14 protein-coding genes are annotated in these 14,516 nt (G+C 62.4%); 12 read left to right on the top strand and 2 right to left on the bottom strand.

Annotation, left to right across the window (positions count from 1 at the left end):
* Positions 1-11: 11 nt before the first annotated feature.
* A complete protein-coding gene (locus tag FH08_RS0145815) occupies positions 12-1,085 on the bottom strand; it encodes an alcohol dehydrogenase catalytic domain-containing protein (RefSeq protein WP_235210733.1) in 1,074 nt (357 codons plus the stop codon).
* A 230-nt stretch (positions 1,086-1,315) separates the two neighbouring features.
* Between FH08_RS0145815 and FH08_RS0145810 the strand changes: the two genes are divergently transcribed.
* The 6 genes from FH08_RS0145810 (at position 1,316) to FH08_RS0145785 (ending at position 7,502) form a co-directional block, all read left to right on the top strand.
* Complete coding sequence (locus FH08_RS0145810; RefSeq protein ID WP_031364797.1) at positions 1,316-2,563, top strand: ABC transporter substrate-binding protein; 1,248 nt, start codon at positions 1,316-1,318, stop codon at positions 2,561-2,563.
* Positions 2,564-2,629: 66 nt separating this feature from the next.
* Positions 2,630-3,511 carry a branched-chain amino acid ABC transporter permease gene (locus FH08_RS0145805; protein WP_031364796.1) on the top strand — a complete coding sequence of 294 codons (882 nt, stop codon included), beginning with the start codon at positions 2,630-2,632 and terminating at the stop codon, positions 3,509-3,511.
* Positions 3,508-4,530 (top strand): branched-chain amino acid ABC transporter permease, encoded by a 1,023-nt coding sequence (locus FH08_RS0145800; protein ID WP_031364795.1) that lies wholly within the window; start codon positions 3,508-3,510, stop codon positions 4,528-4,530. Before FH08_RS0145805 ends, FH08_RS0145800 begins: the two co-directional genes overlap by 4 nt.
* Positions 4,527-5,342: an ABC transporter ATP-binding protein gene (locus tag FH08_RS0145795; protein ID WP_051889024.1), complete on the top strand. Its 816-nt coding sequence runs from the start codon at positions 4,527-4,529 to the stop codon at positions 5,340-5,342. Before FH08_RS0145800 ends, FH08_RS0145795 begins: the two co-directional genes overlap by 4 nt.
* Positions 5,329-6,039, top strand: a complete 711-nt coding sequence (locus FH08_RS0145790) for an ABC transporter ATP-binding protein (protein ID WP_031364793.1) — start codon at positions 5,329-5,331, stop codon at positions 6,037-6,039. The genes FH08_RS0145795 and FH08_RS0145790 overlap by 14 nt, the downstream gene beginning before the upstream one ends.
* A gap of 17 nt (positions 6,040-6,056) precedes the next feature.
* A complete protein-coding gene (locus tag FH08_RS0145785; RefSeq protein ID WP_031364792.1) occupies positions 6,057-7,502 on the top strand; it encodes an FAD-dependent oxidoreductase in 1,446 nt (481 codons plus the stop codon).
* Between the two features lie 60 nt (positions 7,503-7,562).
* Here FH08_RS0145785 and FH08_RS0145780 read toward each other — a convergent pair whose 3' ends face one another.
* Positions 7,563-8,381, bottom strand: a complete 819-nt coding sequence (locus tag FH08_RS0145780; RefSeq protein ID WP_081889831.1) for a FadR/GntR family transcriptional regulator — start codon at positions 8,379-8,381, stop codon at positions 7,563-7,565.
* A 322-nt stretch (positions 8,382-8,703) separates the two neighbouring features.
* Here FH08_RS0145780 and FH08_RS0145775 point away from each other — a divergent pair, with 322 nt between their 5' ends.
* From FH08_RS0145775 to FH08_RS0145750, 6 genes are all read left to right on the top strand, one after another.
* Complete coding sequence (locus FH08_RS0145775) at positions 8,704-9,582, top strand: enoyl-CoA hydratase/isomerase family protein (RefSeq protein ID WP_031364790.1); 879 nt, start codon at positions 8,704-8,706, stop codon at positions 9,580-9,582.
* A 69-nt stretch (positions 9,583-9,651) separates the two neighbouring features.
* On the top strand, positions 9,652-10,446 hold the full coding sequence (locus FH08_RS0145770) for an SDR family NAD(P)-dependent oxidoreductase (protein WP_031364789.1): 795 nt from the start codon (positions 9,652-9,654) through the stop codon (positions 10,444-10,446).
* A gap of 46 nt (positions 10,447-10,492) precedes the next feature.
* Entirely contained in the window at positions 10,493-11,635 is a 1,143-nt protein-coding gene (locus FH08_RS0145765) for an acyl-CoA dehydrogenase family protein (protein ID WP_031364788.1), read from the top strand.
* Between the two features lie 52 nt (positions 11,636-11,687).
* On the top strand, positions 11,688-12,437 hold the full coding sequence (locus tag FH08_RS0145760) for an electron transfer flavoprotein subunit beta/FixA family protein (protein ID WP_031364787.1): 750 nt from the start codon (positions 11,688-11,690) through the stop codon (positions 12,435-12,437).
* A 10-nt stretch (positions 12,438-12,447) separates the two neighbouring features.
* The gene (locus tag FH08_RS0145755) at positions 12,448-13,395 is read left to right on the top strand and encodes an electron transfer flavoprotein subunit alpha/FixB family protein (protein ID WP_031364786.1); all 948 of its coding nucleotides are present in this window, start codon (positions 12,448-12,450) and stop codon (positions 13,393-13,395) included.
* Positions 13,396-13,455: 60 nt separating this feature from the next.
* On the top strand, positions 13,456-14,502 hold the full coding sequence (locus FH08_RS0145750) for a cupin domain-containing protein (protein WP_031364785.1): 1,047 nt from the start codon (positions 13,456-13,458) through the stop codon (positions 14,500-14,502).
* Positions 14,503-14,516 lie beyond the last annotated feature (14 nt).

Below are 14,516 nucleotides of genomic sequence, written 5' to 3'. Positions count from 1 at the left end.
TTTTGCTGCGCTTACGTTGCGGCTTCCCCAGGAATCAGCACCGCGCGTCCGCGAATTTCGCCAGCCTGCAAAGCGTCGAAGGCGCTCATCGCGTCGCCAAGGGCAAAGCGCGTGACGAGGGGCCGGATCTCCCCGCGCTGTGCGAGCGCGATCACGGCTGCGAGGTCGCTGTAGGTTCCGCCATACGGGCACATGAGGGACACGCCGCGCGGCAACGAATTGCCGGCCGAGCGCGCGACGAACGGATAAGTGCCGCCCGAGAGCCCTACGACACGAATCGCGCCGTACCGGCCGACGAGTGAGGCCGCCAGCTGTAGCGTTGCATCAGTGCCGACGAAATCAAGCACGACATCAGCGCCGAAGCCTTCGGTCATCTCGACGATCCGCGCAGCCAGATCCGGCTGGTCCGAGCGCAGGGTGTCGTCGGCCCATGGTCGCGCCGCATCGATCGCCTCTTGCGAGATGTCCGTCGCCACGATTCGCGTCGCCGTCGTCGCACGAAGAATTTGCGCCGCGAGATTGCCGAGCCCGCCCAGCCCGATGATCACGGTGGTTGAGCCTGGATCTAAGAGGTCGCGGCAAGTCCGGATCGCGTGATAAGGCGTGAGTGCCGCGTCGGTCAGCGTGGCGGCGATTGCGGGATCGAGATCTCCGATTGCAACAAGCGCACTAGCCGGTGCGCTTACGTATTCGGCCATGCCCCCATTTTTTGTCACACCGGGAGTCGGCGGCGGGTTCAGCCTGCCGCCGGTGCGGCGGCAGGCGTTCTGCCGGCCGGCGAGACATGCGCTGCACGCGCCGCACGACCAGCACGGATGAACGACCACACGCTCGCCGCGGCGCCATTGCGTCACGCCTGCCCCGATGTCTTCCACCTCGCCCGCGATCTCATGTCCGAGCGTCGTGCCGTCGGGCGTGCGCGAGTCGGATGCGCTGCGGATGTGCAGGTCGGTCTGACACAGGCCCGCGGCCAGCACGCGCAGCACGACTTCGCCGGCAGCGGCTGCCGGAACGGGGAGCCGGGTAAGCACGACATTACCGGGATCCCGCAACTGCACGCCATGCATGGTGTGAGTGCATTGCATCTTCACGTTTGTCTCCTGATGTGAGCGCCGCCGAGGCATCGACGGCCGGTTTCGATTCTTCAAACAACTCTACAGACGAAGCCCGACGCGGACTATCCAAGGTTAAACCCCGAGCCGAGCTTTCTTGACACCGGGAATCTGACGACCCTATGATAAGCGCAAAGGTTCATCCAATGACAAATAAACCAAGGTCAAGCGATTGACCGAGCGAGTACCCGGAGAAGACATCCATGAACACGTCGAGATGCGCGACACGCTTGAGACCGAATTTGACACCGAAATCCGGCTGGACGAAGGTCGTGGGACTGATCGCAGTGGCGAGCGTCGCCACCGCCATCACGCTTCCTGCGTTCGCCGCCGATCCGATCCTGATTTGTTCGATCGATGACCGCAGTGGTGCGGCAGCGGATACGGGCACCCAGGGTTACCAGGGTGTGATGATGGCGGTCGACGAAGCCAATGCCGCGGGTGGAATCGGTGGTCACCCGTTGAAGGTGATTGCCTATGACGGCAAGACCGACCCGCAATTGACGGCGACCTTTGCCTCACGCTGCGCCGAAGACGACAAGGGGTTGGTGATCATCGGCGGAAATCCTTCGGCGCCGGCTGCGGCGATGATTCCCGTAGCGACAGAAAACAAGATCCCCTACTACATGCTGTCAGCCGGCACGGACACGCTGACTGATCCGCCCGCGACGTATAACTTCCGCTTCGGGCCGGCCAATCGCCAGGATGCGGCGGCGATTGCCGACCTGCTCGCGCAGCAGGGATTCAAGCGGCCGGCGATCATCAACAACTCGCTGCCGTTCGGCACCGACGGCGCCCGCGCGACGACCGCCGCGCTCAAGAAAAAGAACATCGCGGTGGTAGCGCAGCAGACTTACGACGTGAACGCGACGGACTTGTCGCCGCAACTCACGAACCTGCGTGACGCGAAGCCCGACGTGCTGCTCGTTTTCCCCTATCCCGCCGACGGCGCGCGCGTGCTGCGCACTGCGCACCAGCTCAACATTACGGCGCCGATAGTCGTGTCGCGCAGTGCGCTGCTCGACACGATGCGCAAGCTTGCAGGGTCGTCAAGCGACGGCGTGCTGATTCCGAATACCGTCGATCCGTCACGCCCCGACGTGCAGAAGTTCTTCACGGCCTTCAATGCGCGCTTCGGGCCGCACCAGCCGACGCTTTATCCGGTCATCGGCTATGACGCCGCCAAAGCGGCGCTGCAGGTCATCGCGACGCCAGCCGTGCTCAAGGCGATCGACGCCGGCAACATCGAAGAAGCGCGCAAGGCGTTCCGTGACGGCACCGAAAAGCTCACGCAGTTCAAGGGACTGCAGGGCGAGCAGAACGCGAGTTACCACTTTGGTCCGCAACAGCATCACGGCTCGCCTGATCAGAACTGGTACGTCTTCATTCTCGTCGCGGACAACGGGACGCGGCTCGTCAAGCCCGACCTGAGCAAGTTCAAGCCGCTTTAACCGCTTATGCGAGCCCGCAAGGGCCGCAGCGGCGCTTCGCTTTGCCCTCTAAACTGGCATACGCAAATGGATAAAATCAGTGTCTTACTGCTCGCTGGGCTAACCAACGGGAGCGTCTACGGTCTGATCGGACTGTCGCTATCGCTGATCTACGGCACGAATCGGGTCATCAATTTCGCGCAGGGCGATTTCGTGATGATCGGCGCGATGTCGGCGATCCTCTTCATGGTCACGTACAGCCTGCCCACGCCCGTCGCGCTGCTGGCCGTGATAGCAGTGGTACTCATCTGCGCGCTTGCGCTCGAATTCGCGGTGTATCGCCCGCTCGTGCGGCGCGGCGCACCGCCGCTCACGATCATGATCGGGACATTGGCAGCCGCGATCATCGCAAGCGGCATTGCGTTGCTGATCTGGGGTGCGAACCAGCTTTATGTGCCCAACATCCTGCCGCTCGATCCCATCACCCTCGGACCGCTGACGACCAATCTTCAGCAGCTCGCGATCGTGGGCGCTTTCGTCGTCTTTCTGCTTGTCACGTGGTTCTTGTTGTATCGCACGAGCTTTGGACTGTGCGTGCGCGCAACCGGAGCGAACCCGCGCGTCGCGCAGTTGATGGGCATTCGCTCGTCGCGCATTGTCCGCTTCGGGTTCATGTTCAGCGCATTCGTGAGCGGCATCTCAGGCGTGCTGATCGGGCCGCTCCTCGGCGGCCAGGTTTCAATGGGCGTGGCGCTGACGGTCAAGGGCTTCATGGCCGCGATACTCGGTGGCCTTGGCAGCCCGTTCGCGGCGGCGGCGGGCGGGCTCGTCATTGGTTTGCTGGAGACGTTCGTCGCCGGTTACGGCAGCAGCCTGTATGCGGAACCCATCATCTTCCTCCTCATTCTCCTGGTCCTTCTGATCCGTCCTTTCGGACTCCTGGGCGACTTGGAGGCGGTCCGGCGATGACCAACACATCTACCCGATCCCCCGCGTGGCAAGCACGGCTGCCGTTCGTCGCGTTCCTGGTGGTTGCACTTGCGGCGCCGGCGCTGCTTACCAGCGGCTTCCAGTTACGGCTGGTTTCACTGATCTGCATCTACGCAATCCTGAGCATGGGTTTCAATCTGCTCTACGGCTACGCGGGACAGATCGCCATGGGCCATCAGGGCTTCTTCGCTATCGCGGCGTATGCATACGCGCTGTTGCAGCTCAAGGCAGGTTTGCCGGTGCTTGCGGCGCTGCCCGTCAGCCTTGTGATCTGCGCGCTGGTCGCGGTGGTGATCGGCGTACCCCTGCTCAGGCTGCGCACGCACTACCTCGCAATGGCGACGCTCTGTTTCGGGCTCGTCATATCAGGGGTGGCCAATCGCTGGATCGACGTGACGGGCGGCACTGGCGGCCTGCTGATTCCGTCGATCACGATCGGCGATAAGACCGTGGACCGTGTGACGCTGTACTACCTGATCGTGGCCGCGACCGCGCTCGTGCTGGCCTTGCAGAACTTCATCGTATCGAGCCATCTTGGCCGCTCGCTGCAGGCGATCCGCGACGATGACAAGGCAGCAGCCGCGCTCGGTGTCAACGTGGCCGTACAGAAGCTGCGCGTGTTCGTGCTGAGCGCGGTTATCGCTGGATTGGCGGGCATCGGTTTCGCCGTTGTCAGCCGGCAGGTCAGCCCGAGCATGGGCGAATTTCCCGTGCTGGTATCGATGCTTACGATCGCCGTGGTCGGCGGCCTCGGCACGCGTTACGGGCCGATCCTGGGTTCGATCGTGGTCGTGATCGCGCCGCAGTTCCTGACGCGCTTTGGAGAAATGGAGACGCTCATGTACGGCCTGTGCCTGCTCCTGTTCCTGATCTTCATGCCGCATGGTTTGTCGGGGATGATCAAGTCGCTTGCCGGCACGCTCAGGGGCAGGCACGCGCGGCAGGCGCCGACGCGCCTTGCGCCCAAGCACGCCGTCAAGAAAGGAGTGGGACGATGAGGACGCAAACTGCATCGCGAACGCCTATCGAAGCGCCGCAGCTCATGTCGATCCGTGGTGGCATGAAGCGTTTTGGCGGACTAGTAGCCGTCGACGACGTGTCCTTCGATGTGCGGCAGGGGGAAGCCGTCGGGCTGATCGGGCCGAACGGCGCGGGCAAGTCAACGACCTTCAACCTCATCACGGGCGTCGACGGCCTGAGTGCCGGCGAGATCTTCTTCAAGCAGGAAAACATCACGAATACGCCGCTTCATCGTCGAAGCGCGATGGGCATGGCCCGTACCTTCCAGATCGTGCGCCTGTTCAGCGGACTCACGGTCCTCGAGAACGTGATGCTCGGATTTCATCCGCAACTTGTCGACGGTTTCATCCCGTCGCTGCTGCGCTTTCGCAAGGTCGCGGCCGACGAGCGCCGCTGTGCGCAACGCGCGATGGAACTGCTGCAGTTCGTCGGCCTTGCGCCGCGCGCGGACGACCTGATCGCGCATGTGCCGCACGGGCAGCAACGTCTCGTCGAAATCGCGCGTGCGCTTGCGAGCGAGCCCGGCATCCTGCTGCTCGACGAACCGGCCGCGGGTCTGAACGACGAAGAAACGGCGGGTCTCGGCCGCATGCTGCGCCTGCTCAACGACGATGGACTGACGATCCTGATCGTCGAGCACGATATCGGATTCATCATGGGGTTATGTCATCGCATCGTCGTGCTCGATCACGGCGCGAAGATTGCCGAAGGGGACGCCGCGGCGGTCCAGAGTGACCCGAAGGTGATCGAGGCGTATCTGGGAACCGGGGGCGCGCATGCTAAAGATTGAGGGATTGCGTGCCGGCTACAAGGGCACCGAGGCGTTGCACGGCATCTCGCTCGAAATACGCCAGGGAACCATTGTCGCCGCGGTCGGCGCCAACGGCGCAGGCAAGTCCACGCTCATCAACGCGTTGTCGCGGCTCGTCGATGTGAACGCTGGAGCCATCACCTTTGACGGGCAGAATATCGTCAGGATGTCAGCGCCGGAAGTGGTGGAACTCGGGATCGTTCAGGTGCCCGAGGGCCGTCAGCTTTTTTCCGCATTGACAGTCACGGAGAACCTGCGGCTCGGTTTCCACCGGTTGCGACAACGACGCGCTTCGGCGCTTTTTCGCGAGCGCCTCGACTACGTGTATGAGCTCTTTCCGAAACTCAAGGAGCGCGCCGATCAACGGGCCATCACGTTAAGCGGCGGAGAGCAGTCGATGGTGGCGATAGGGCGCGCGCTGATGGCCGATCCGAAGTTGTTGCTGCTGGACGAACCGTCGCTCGGCCTCGCGCCCATCGTGGTCGAGCGCATGTTCAACGTGCTGCAGGTGTTGCGGCGAAGCGGGCTGACCATTCTTCTCGTCGAACAACATGCCGACGAAGCGCTGGCGCTTTCCGACTACGGATACGTGCTCTCGGTCGGCAACATTGCGGCCGAAGGAACCGGCGAGTCGCTACGCAATCACGAATCGATCCAGCAAGCCTACCTCGGTTAAAACCGTATGGAGAACGCATGATGCCGAACGCGTCGCTGAGCGCAGATTTCGCAATCGTCGGAGGCGGACTTGCAGGGCTCGTCGCCGCCAATCGCGCGACGGAACTCGGATGTTCAGTCATCCTTCTGGAAGCGGGTCGAGAACCACTTTATCCTGCCAATTCGCGTTACGCGGGAGGGGTTTTTCATATCGCCTTTCGCGATATCGAGGCCGGGACGGAGGTCTTGCAACAAGCGATCGTCGAAGCGAGTGAGGGCTTGCGCGACGAAGCACTTGCGCACGCAATGGCGAAGGACGGCGCGCGTGTTGTCGACTGGCTGGCGCGGCGCGGCGCAGAGTTCGGGCGCGGCGGCGATTATCCGTTCATGGGCCACATGCTCATGCCGTTCAGCTTGCGGGAGACCGGCTTCCAAAATCACTGGCGAGGCAAGGGCGGTGATCTGCTGCTACAGCGGCTGGAAGCAGCGTTCGCGGCATCCGGCGGACGCTTCATCAGAGACGCGCGGGCGCGCGAGCTTCGAGTGACCGGCGGACGATGTTCGGGCGTGACTGCACAGACCGGGCAGGGTGAAGACCTGCTGATCGAAGCGCGCGCCGTGCTGCTAGCCGACGGCGGTTTCCAGGGTAATGCGGTCATGGTCCGCGAATACATTTCGCCGCGGCCGGAGCATCTGTGCAAGCGAGGTGCGGGAACGGGCATGGGAGACGGCATCCGCATGGCGCAGGCCGTCGGCGCCGCGGTGACGGGCATGGACAAGTTCTACGGGCACGTGCAATGTGCGGGCGCACTGAATGACGAATCGCTATGGCCTTATCCGGTGCTCGACATCGTCGCTTCGTCGGCCATTGTCGTGGACGGTGCGGGAAGACGTTTCACCGACGAGGGCCTGGGCGGCGTCGCGATCGCGAATGCGGTCGCCGCGCTCGATGAACCGCTGTCGTCCTTCGTCATTCTCGATGAAGCCATCTGGTCAGGACCGGGTGGGGCGTTCCTGCTGCCGCCGAATCCCGCCCTTGAGCGACTGGGTGCAACGATTCACCGGGCCAACGACATCGAAACGCTCGCGGCCAAACTCGGCATGCAAGCGCATACATTAAAGCGAACCTTGCGGGAATATAACGAGGCGCTCGCGGGCGGTCGCCTCGACACGCTTTCCCTGCGACGCACGGTCAAACCCGCGACGCTTGCCACCGGGCCGTGGCCGATCAACGGTCCTGGCTATCTCGCCATTGCGCTGTGCGCGGGAATGACCTACACGATGGGCGGGTTGGTTATTGATGCAGACGGGCAGGTGCTTGACGAAGGGCACCGGCCGATACCGGGCCTATATGCGGCCGGCGCGACGACAGGTGGAATCGAGGGGGGCGCTAACGCAGGGTATGTGGGCGGCCTTGCCAAGGCGGCCGTGTTCGGTCTGCGCTCCGCAGAGGCCGTGGCTCGCGGCCTTGAAGTGTCCGCATAGTTTTTTCGTCCAGCAGAAGCAGGCCAATCCAAAGCGCCTGGCCTGCGTCTGCCGAACGATTCAGCTCGCGCGCCTGACCTGCTTGATCTCCGTCTGCTGCAAAAGATAGTGCCGTTGGAGCGCCTTCAGATGCGTTTCCATCTCGGCGGCAGCCTTTTCTTCGTCACGGGCCGCGAGGTATTTGAGCAGGCGCCGGCGTGATGGCATGACCGCGCTGTCCGGCAGCGGCGACACCACTTCCAGCAACTGTTCGTGAATCTCGACGAGCGCATCGGTCAAGATGACCAGCACGGGGTTGCGTGCCGTGCGCGCGAGCAACCGATGGAAATCGAGATTGATCCGCACGCGTTCGTGAACATCACCTTCGGCCACCGCGAGTTCGCTTCGATGGAAATTTTCGCGTAGGGCTTCGAAGTCCGCCTCGGTCCCGCGCTGGCAGGCGAGGCGCGTTGCCGCCACGCTCACGATGAGCCGCGCTTCGGTAAGGTCCGCCGGACGAATTGCGCCAAGCCGGAAAAGGTCGGCGAACCCGGCGATCACGGCGTCGCCCTGGCCTTCGCGCACAAACGCGCCGCCGGTGGCGCCCTTGCGAAACTCCAGCACGCCAGCCATTTCGAGGGAACGCAAGGCCTCTCTGACCGTGTTGCGGCTCAGGCTGAACTGCTCGGCCAACTCGCGCTCGGGCGGCAGGCGATCGCCGGGCTGCAGCGCACCGCTTGCCAACTGGCCCCGGATCTGGTCCGCGACTGCCTCGAACGCACGACGCGTCTGCACAGGCGCGTAGGCGTGCACCGGACGCGCGCGCGGTGGCGCGGCGTCTTCGGAGGCAGCTTCAATCTTGGGCTTGGGCGCGCGGCTGCTGGTGTTGGAGGTTTTCAATGATTAATCCATTCATGTGTTGTCGCTTGATGCTACCTCCGCTCGTTCGATTCATCAAGTAAGCAATACGCAATCAGTCTCACGTAGTCAGTAATCCGCCGCGTACGGGTTCGACGTCCGTATTCAGCTTGCCTGGAAACCTCGCGCTTTCGAGACTTGACATCGCTGTGGATTTTGTAGAGTATGTTTCAAAGGTTCATCCAATGGACCAAAATTTAATTGCCGGATTTTTGTTTGATGCTGCTGGCTGAATGCGCCCGGTACATTGGCCCGCGCCATTGATTGATTCGGGCTGCACAACCCCAAGACCCAAGGACGAGCAATGAGTGACGATCTGAGAGACCTGGTTAAGTACGAAGCGAAAGAAGGCCGTGCCTACATCACGTTCTGCCGTGATGAAAAGCGCAACGCGCTGACTTACGAAATGTTCGACCGGCTGATGGAGCACGTAGAAACCGCCGAACGCGACGACGACGTGCGCGTGATCATCTTCCGCGGTGAGGGGCGGGACTTTTCGACGGGGCACGATCTCGCGCAGGTCGGCGGCGCGGAATATGGTTTTTCGAAAGACCCCGGAGCGCGCAGGCCAAGCCAACGCATCCGGTTGAGTTTCGACAAGCACCACGTAGAGCAGTTTCGCCAGATCCTGTATTGCACCAAGCCCACGCTTTCGCTGGTGCAGGGATATTGCGTCGGGGCGGGGCTGTACATCGTGGAAGCGAGCGATCTGGCGATCGCCGCCGAAGACGCGAAGATCGGTCACCCCGAACAAAAGATGGGCCTCGCGGGCGCTTCGTACATGACGAGCATCAACATTCTCACGATGGGTCCAAAGAAAGCGCGCGAAGTGCTGCTGCTCGGTGAAACGATGAATGGGACTGAGGCCGCGCGCCTTGGGCTTGTGAACAAGGCCGTGCCTGCGAGCGAACTCGCGGCCGCCGGCGAGGACTGGGCCGAACGGATCGTTCGTCTGCCACGTGACGCGATCGCGATCGGCAAGGCTGCCACGCATCTCGCGCTTGACTCGCTCGGCATGACCTCGCAGTTCGTGCACGGTTACGTCATGCATGCGCTCGGCACGAACATCCGTTACGAGCCGGATGAAAGCAACTTCATGAAAGAGCGCAAGAAAAAAGGGGTGACCGGTGCGGCGCATTCGCGCGAAACGCGCTACGGCGGCGAGACGAAAACGGATGAGTAATTCGCGCTCGCCGAGGACGCGAGCGATCGCTCGAATAAAACGGATCTAGAGAAAGGAACAGGAAACAACATGCTGACTGAACTTACCGGCTCATCGGCCGTGGTGCTGGGTGGCACAAAGGGAATCGGGCGGGCGGCGGTCAAGAAGCTCGCGCAAAGCGGCGCGAGCGTGGTGATCCAGGGACGCGACGAGGTCGCGGCGCAAGCGCTGATTGAAGAATGCAGCGCGTTTGCGGGCAAGCGCATTTTCGTGAACAGCGACCTGCTGACTTACGGCGGAATCGAGCGCGCGGTAGAGGAAGCCGTCACGCGATTTGGCAAGGTGGACATTGTGGTGGCGAGCGGTGGTCCGCGGGATCCGAAGCCCAAGTTGTTCGTCGACATGGCGCCTGATGAAGGCATCGCATGCTTGACGAGCCGCCTGATGCCACGCCTGAACGCCGTCCATGCGGCGACGAAATTCATGCGTGATCAGAAGTACGGAAAGATCGTGCTGATCACGACGGACGCCGCGCGCACGCCAACGCCGAGCGAGTCGATGATCGGCGCGGCCGGTGCATCGATCATGTTCCTCACGCGCGCACTCGGCGCGGAACTCGCGCATCTCGGCATTCGCATCAACTCGGTGGCGACCACGCTGACCACGGGTACGCCCGCTCATGATCGCTTTCTTGCCGCGAGGGATGCCGGGTCGCAGGAAGTCATCGTCAAGGCGTTCACGAAGGCCGAGCAACGCGTGAAGTTCAAGCTGAACACCGCCGAGGATCTCGCGGAATACATCCTGTATTTGTCGAGCAAGGAGTCAGATCAGGTTTCGGGATCGACCCTCAGCATCAATGGCGGTCTTTCCTTCCCGGGATATTGATTGTATCGATTGGCCGGGCAAAACAGCATCGACTGACGGAGTGAATATGCGTCTCAATGAAGAGCAGGTTTCGATCCAGGACTCGGTTCGCCGGATGGTCCAGAAGGACATCGTGCCGCTCGTGGCCGGCATGGAAGAGAGCGACCGCTTTCCGTCGGAACTGGTCCCGATCTTCGGTGACATGGGCCTCCTGCAGTTGTGGCTGCCGGAGGAGTACGGAGGACCGGGCGGAAACCTGAAGACCGTGTGTATCGTCAAGGAGGAGATCGCCAAGGTGTCGCTCGCCGCCGCAACCTTGTGCGGAAACAATTCAATCTCGTTCATCCTGCCGATCCTGCATTACGGCACCGAGGAACAGAAGCAGCGGTGGCTGCCGCTTGCAGCCGAAGGGCGTCTCGTCACGGCGATCGCGGTGACCGAGCCGCAGGCTGGTTCCGACGTGTCGTCCATCCGCACGCGAGCAGTGAAGGATGGCAATTCGTATGTCATCAATGGACAGAAGAACTGGATTACGTGGGGTGGATACGCGCATTACGTGCTGCTCTTCGCACGCACGTCGGAGGCGAGCGGATCGGACGGCATCAGCGCGTTTCTCGTTGATACGAAGACACCCGGTTTTCGCCTCGGCCGCCAGGAACACAAGATGGGACGCAACGGGGCGCCGAACCACGAACTCTTCTTCGACGACATGCGTGTCGACGCGGACTGCCTGCTCGGCGAGGAAGGACAGGGTTTCAAGGCCTGCATGAAAGTGCTGGACCTGAACCGCCCGACCATCGCGGCCACCTCACTAGGACTTGCCCAGGGTGCGCTTGACGTTTCTGTCGCGTATGCGAAGGAGCGCAAGCAGTTTGGACGCGCCATCGCGGAGTTCCAGGGCATGCAGTTCAAGCTCGCCGACATGGCGATCAAGATCGAGGCCGCGCGCAACCTGCTCTACAACTGCGCCGATGAAATCGACTCGGGCGATCACTCGCGGCTGAACATGATCTCGTCGATTACCAAGTGCTTCGTGACCGATATTGCAATGGAGGTCACGACCGAAGCGGTGCAGGTGCTGGGCAGCTACGGCTACTCGAAGGAGTTCCCGGTCGAGCGAATGATGCGGGATGCGAAGCTCAATCAGATCATTGAAGGCACCAACGAGATTCACCGGTTGATCGTCGCGCGCAGATTGCTGGAAAACTGATCGACTGGCGAAGTTGCCTCACGAAAGCGCCATACGACATGGAGAAACAACGATGAAAGTGGTGGTCGCCGTCAAGCGAGTGCTCGACTACAACGTCAAACCGCGCGTCAAAAGCGATGGCAGCGGACTCGACTTGGCCAACGCGAAAATGTCGATGAACCCCTTCGACGAAATCGCAATGGAGGAAGCGGTTCGTCTCAAGGAGGCAGGCGTCGCGACGGAAGTGATCGCGGTGTCATGCGGCACGACGCAATCACAGGAGACGCTGAGAACGGCGCTCGCGATGGGGGCGGACCGGGCCATTCTCGTGGAGACGAGCGCCGAGCTGCAACCGCTCGCGGTGGCGAAGCTGCTGAAGGCGATCGTCGACAGGGAGGCGCCGGGCCTGATTCTGCTGGGCAAGCAGGCTATCGACGACGATGCGAACCAGACCGGACAGATGCTCGCCGCACTCGCGGGCTTGCCGCAGGCGACGTTCGCCTCGAAGGTGTCGGTTGAAGGCGACCGGCTGATGGTCACGCGCGAAGTGGATGGCGGAGAGGAGACGCTGTCGCTGCCGATGCCGGCAGTCGTCACAAGCGACCTGCGGCTGAACGAGCCGCGCTATGTGAGCTTGCCCAACATCATGAAGGCAAAAAAGAAGCCGATGGAAACGGTGACTCCCGGCGCGCTGGGCGTCGATGTCGCGCCACACCTTCAGACCCTGCATGTCGAGGAATCGGCGGCGCGCAAGGCGGGCATCAAGGTGCCGGACGTGGCCGCGCTGCTCGGCGCGCTACGCGACCAAGCAAAAGTATTGTGAGGAAAACAGCATGGCCATTCTAGTTATAGCGGAGCATGACAACCGTGCGTTGTCCGCTGTCACGCTCAACGTCATTGCGGCAGCAAGCCGGATCGAAGCGACGCACATTCATGTGCTTGTCGCCGGTAGTGGCGCGCGTGCGGCAGCCGATGAAGCCTTGAAACTTGGCGGCGTGCACACGGTGCTGCTCGCTGACGCGCCACACCTCGAAGCCCAGATCGCGGAGCATGTTGAAGCGACCGTGCTGACCATCGCGAAATCGTATTCGCACGTTTTGCTTGCAGCGAGCAGCCAGGGCAAGAACCTGGCGCCGCGCATCGCCGCGAAGCTCGATGCCGCGCAGATCGGCGACATCGTCGACGTGGTTGATGCCAATACGTTCAAGCGCCCAGTCTATGCGGGCAACGCGATTGCGACGGTGAGATCGGTTGACCCGATCAAGGTTCTCACGGTGAGACCGACCGCCTTCGATGCGCTCGCGGCACAAGCTACAAGCCCGGATGCAAGCGCTCGGCTGGAGGAGATCGCCGCCGCGGCCGATGGCAACAGCGCGCAGCTTGTCAGCCGGACTCTGGCGTCGCGGGATCGCCCTGAACTGGGGCAAGCGGCGACGGTGGTATCCGGTGGCCGGGGACTCGGCAGCAGCCAGAACTTCAAGGACGTGCTCGAGCCGCTCGCCGACAAGCTCGGTGCCGCGCTCGGTGCATCGCGCGCGGCCGTCGATGCCGGGTTTGCCCCGAACGACGCTCAGGTGGGGCAGACCGGCAAGATCGTCGCGCCCCAACTGTATGTGGCGGTCGGCATCTCGGGTGCGATCCAGCATCTTGCGGGCATGAAGGATTCGAAAGTGATTGTCGCGATCAACAAGGACGCCGAGGCGCCGATCTTTTCGGTCGCTGACTATGGGCTGGTCGGCGACCTCTTCGAGATCGTGCCGGAAATGGTGGCAGGCGTCTGATGCGCGCGTGCAGCGCCACGCCATGCCCTTCGATCGTTGCCAATCTTATCGGGAGTCGCCATGAGTGAAACAGTAATGACTGACACGGCCCAACGCCAGGCGTTGGCCGAAGAACTGGATAGTTTTAACTGCCGCGTCGCGCAACCGACCGACGGCCCGCTATTCACGCGCGAACCGCAATCGACAATGCAGCCCGCGCACTGGAAGGCGAGGGACCTCGAACGGCTGCTGGAGAAAATCGGCGCGAAGCTGAAACTGGAAGCCGGCGGACAGCGCCGTACGTTGCGCCTCGCCAATCGCGGCTTGCCGTTCGGCACCACGCCCACGTTCTGGGCATCGATTCAATACATCTTGCCCGGCGAGATCGCGACCGCGCATCGACATGCGGCAAGCGCGCTGCGCTTCATCATGAAAGGCCGCGGCGCCGACACGATCGTCGACGGTGAGCGCTACGAGATGAACGAAGGCGATCTCGTGCTGACGCCCGCGTGGACGTGGCATGACCACGAGCACAAGGGTGACGAACCGATGATCTGGTTAGATGTGCTGGACATCTCGCTCGTCCGCTCGATGCATGCGACGTTTTTCGAAGGATCGGCGCAGCCACGGCAGGCGGTGTCCGACGTGCCCGACCGTTCGTATCGGCGCTATGGCAGCGGCATCATGAAGCCGCTGAACGACACCAGCACGCCTGAGCTGAATCCGCTCCTCGTCTATGGGGCTGAGCGCGCGCAGGAAGCCCTGCGGCTCGCCGCCGGGTTGCCGCCCGATCCGTTCGACGACACCGCGCTTGAGTATCTGAATCCCATCACGGGAGGCTCGGCTATGCCGACGATTGGCACGGTGCTGCAGTCGTTGCGGCCTGGCATTCACACGAAGGCGCATCGTCACACGGGGAGCATGGTCTATTACGTGATGAAGGGAACCGGCGCGACCATTGTCGACGGCACGACCTTCGAATGGGGGGCTGGCGACTTCATGGCGATTCCGCCATGGGCCGTGCACGAACACATCAACCGCTCGGACGACACGACGGCGATGCTGTTCCAGGTCAACGACATTCCAGCCCTGCGCAAGCTCGGTCTGTATCGGGAAGAAGCGGTCTAGCCACGGATTCAGGC

The sequence above is a fragment of the Caballeronia sordidicola genome (assembly GCF_000729995.1).
Classification (GTDB): domain Bacteria; phylum Pseudomonadota; class Gammaproteobacteria; order Burkholderiales; family Burkholderiaceae; genus Caballeronia; species Caballeronia sordidicola_A.
Note: the sequence above shows the minus strand (reverse complement) of the source record. Positions and strands in the feature narration are given on the sequence as shown.

Excerpts from the sequence above, each read along its gene's own strand:
- FH08_RS0145815 (WP_235210733.1), bottom strand. The coding sequence starts at position 1,085 with ATGCAATGCACTCACACCATGCATGGCGTGCAGTTGCGGGATCCCGGT.
- FH08_RS0145810 (WP_031364797.1), top strand. The coding sequence starts at position 1,316 with ATGAACACGTCGAGATGCGCGACACGCTTGAGACCGAATTTGACACCG.
- FH08_RS0145805 (WP_031364796.1), top strand. The coding sequence starts at position 2,630 with ATGGATAAAATCAGTGTCTTACTGCTCGCTGGGCTAACCAACGGGAGC.
- FH08_RS0145800 (WP_031364795.1), top strand. The coding sequence starts at position 3,508 with ATGACCAACACATCTACCCGATCCCCCGCGTGGCAAGCACGGCTGCCG.
- FH08_RS0145795 (WP_051889024.1), top strand. The coding sequence starts at position 4,527 with ATGAGGACGCAAACTGCATCGCGAACGCCTATCGAAGCGCCGCAGCTC.
- FH08_RS0145790 (WP_031364793.1), top strand. The coding sequence starts at position 5,329 with ATGCTAAAGATTGAGGGATTGCGTGCCGGCTACAAGGGCACCGAGGCG.
- FH08_RS0145785 (WP_031364792.1), top strand. The coding sequence starts at position 6,057 with ATGATGCCGAACGCGTCGCTGAGCGCAGATTTCGCAATCGTCGGAGGC.
- FH08_RS0145775 (WP_031364790.1), top strand. The coding sequence starts at position 8,704 with ATGAGTGACGATCTGAGAGACCTGGTTAAGTACGAAGCGAAAGAAGGC.
- FH08_RS0145770 (WP_031364789.1), top strand. The coding sequence starts at position 9,652 with ATGCTGACTGAACTTACCGGCTCATCGGCCGTGGTGCTGGGTGGCACA.
- FH08_RS0145765 (WP_031364788.1), top strand. The coding sequence starts at position 10,493 with ATGCGTCTCAATGAAGAGCAGGTTTCGATCCAGGACTCGGTTCGCCGG.
- FH08_RS0145760 (WP_031364787.1), top strand. The coding sequence starts at position 11,688 with ATGAAAGTGGTGGTCGCCGTCAAGCGAGTGCTCGACTACAACGTCAAA.
- FH08_RS0145755 (WP_031364786.1), top strand. The coding sequence starts at position 12,448 with ATGGCCATTCTAGTTATAGCGGAGCATGACAACCGTGCGTTGTCCGCT.
- FH08_RS0145750 (WP_031364785.1), top strand. The coding sequence starts at position 13,456 with ATGAGTGAAACAGTAATGACTGACACGGCCCAACGCCAGGCGTTGGCC.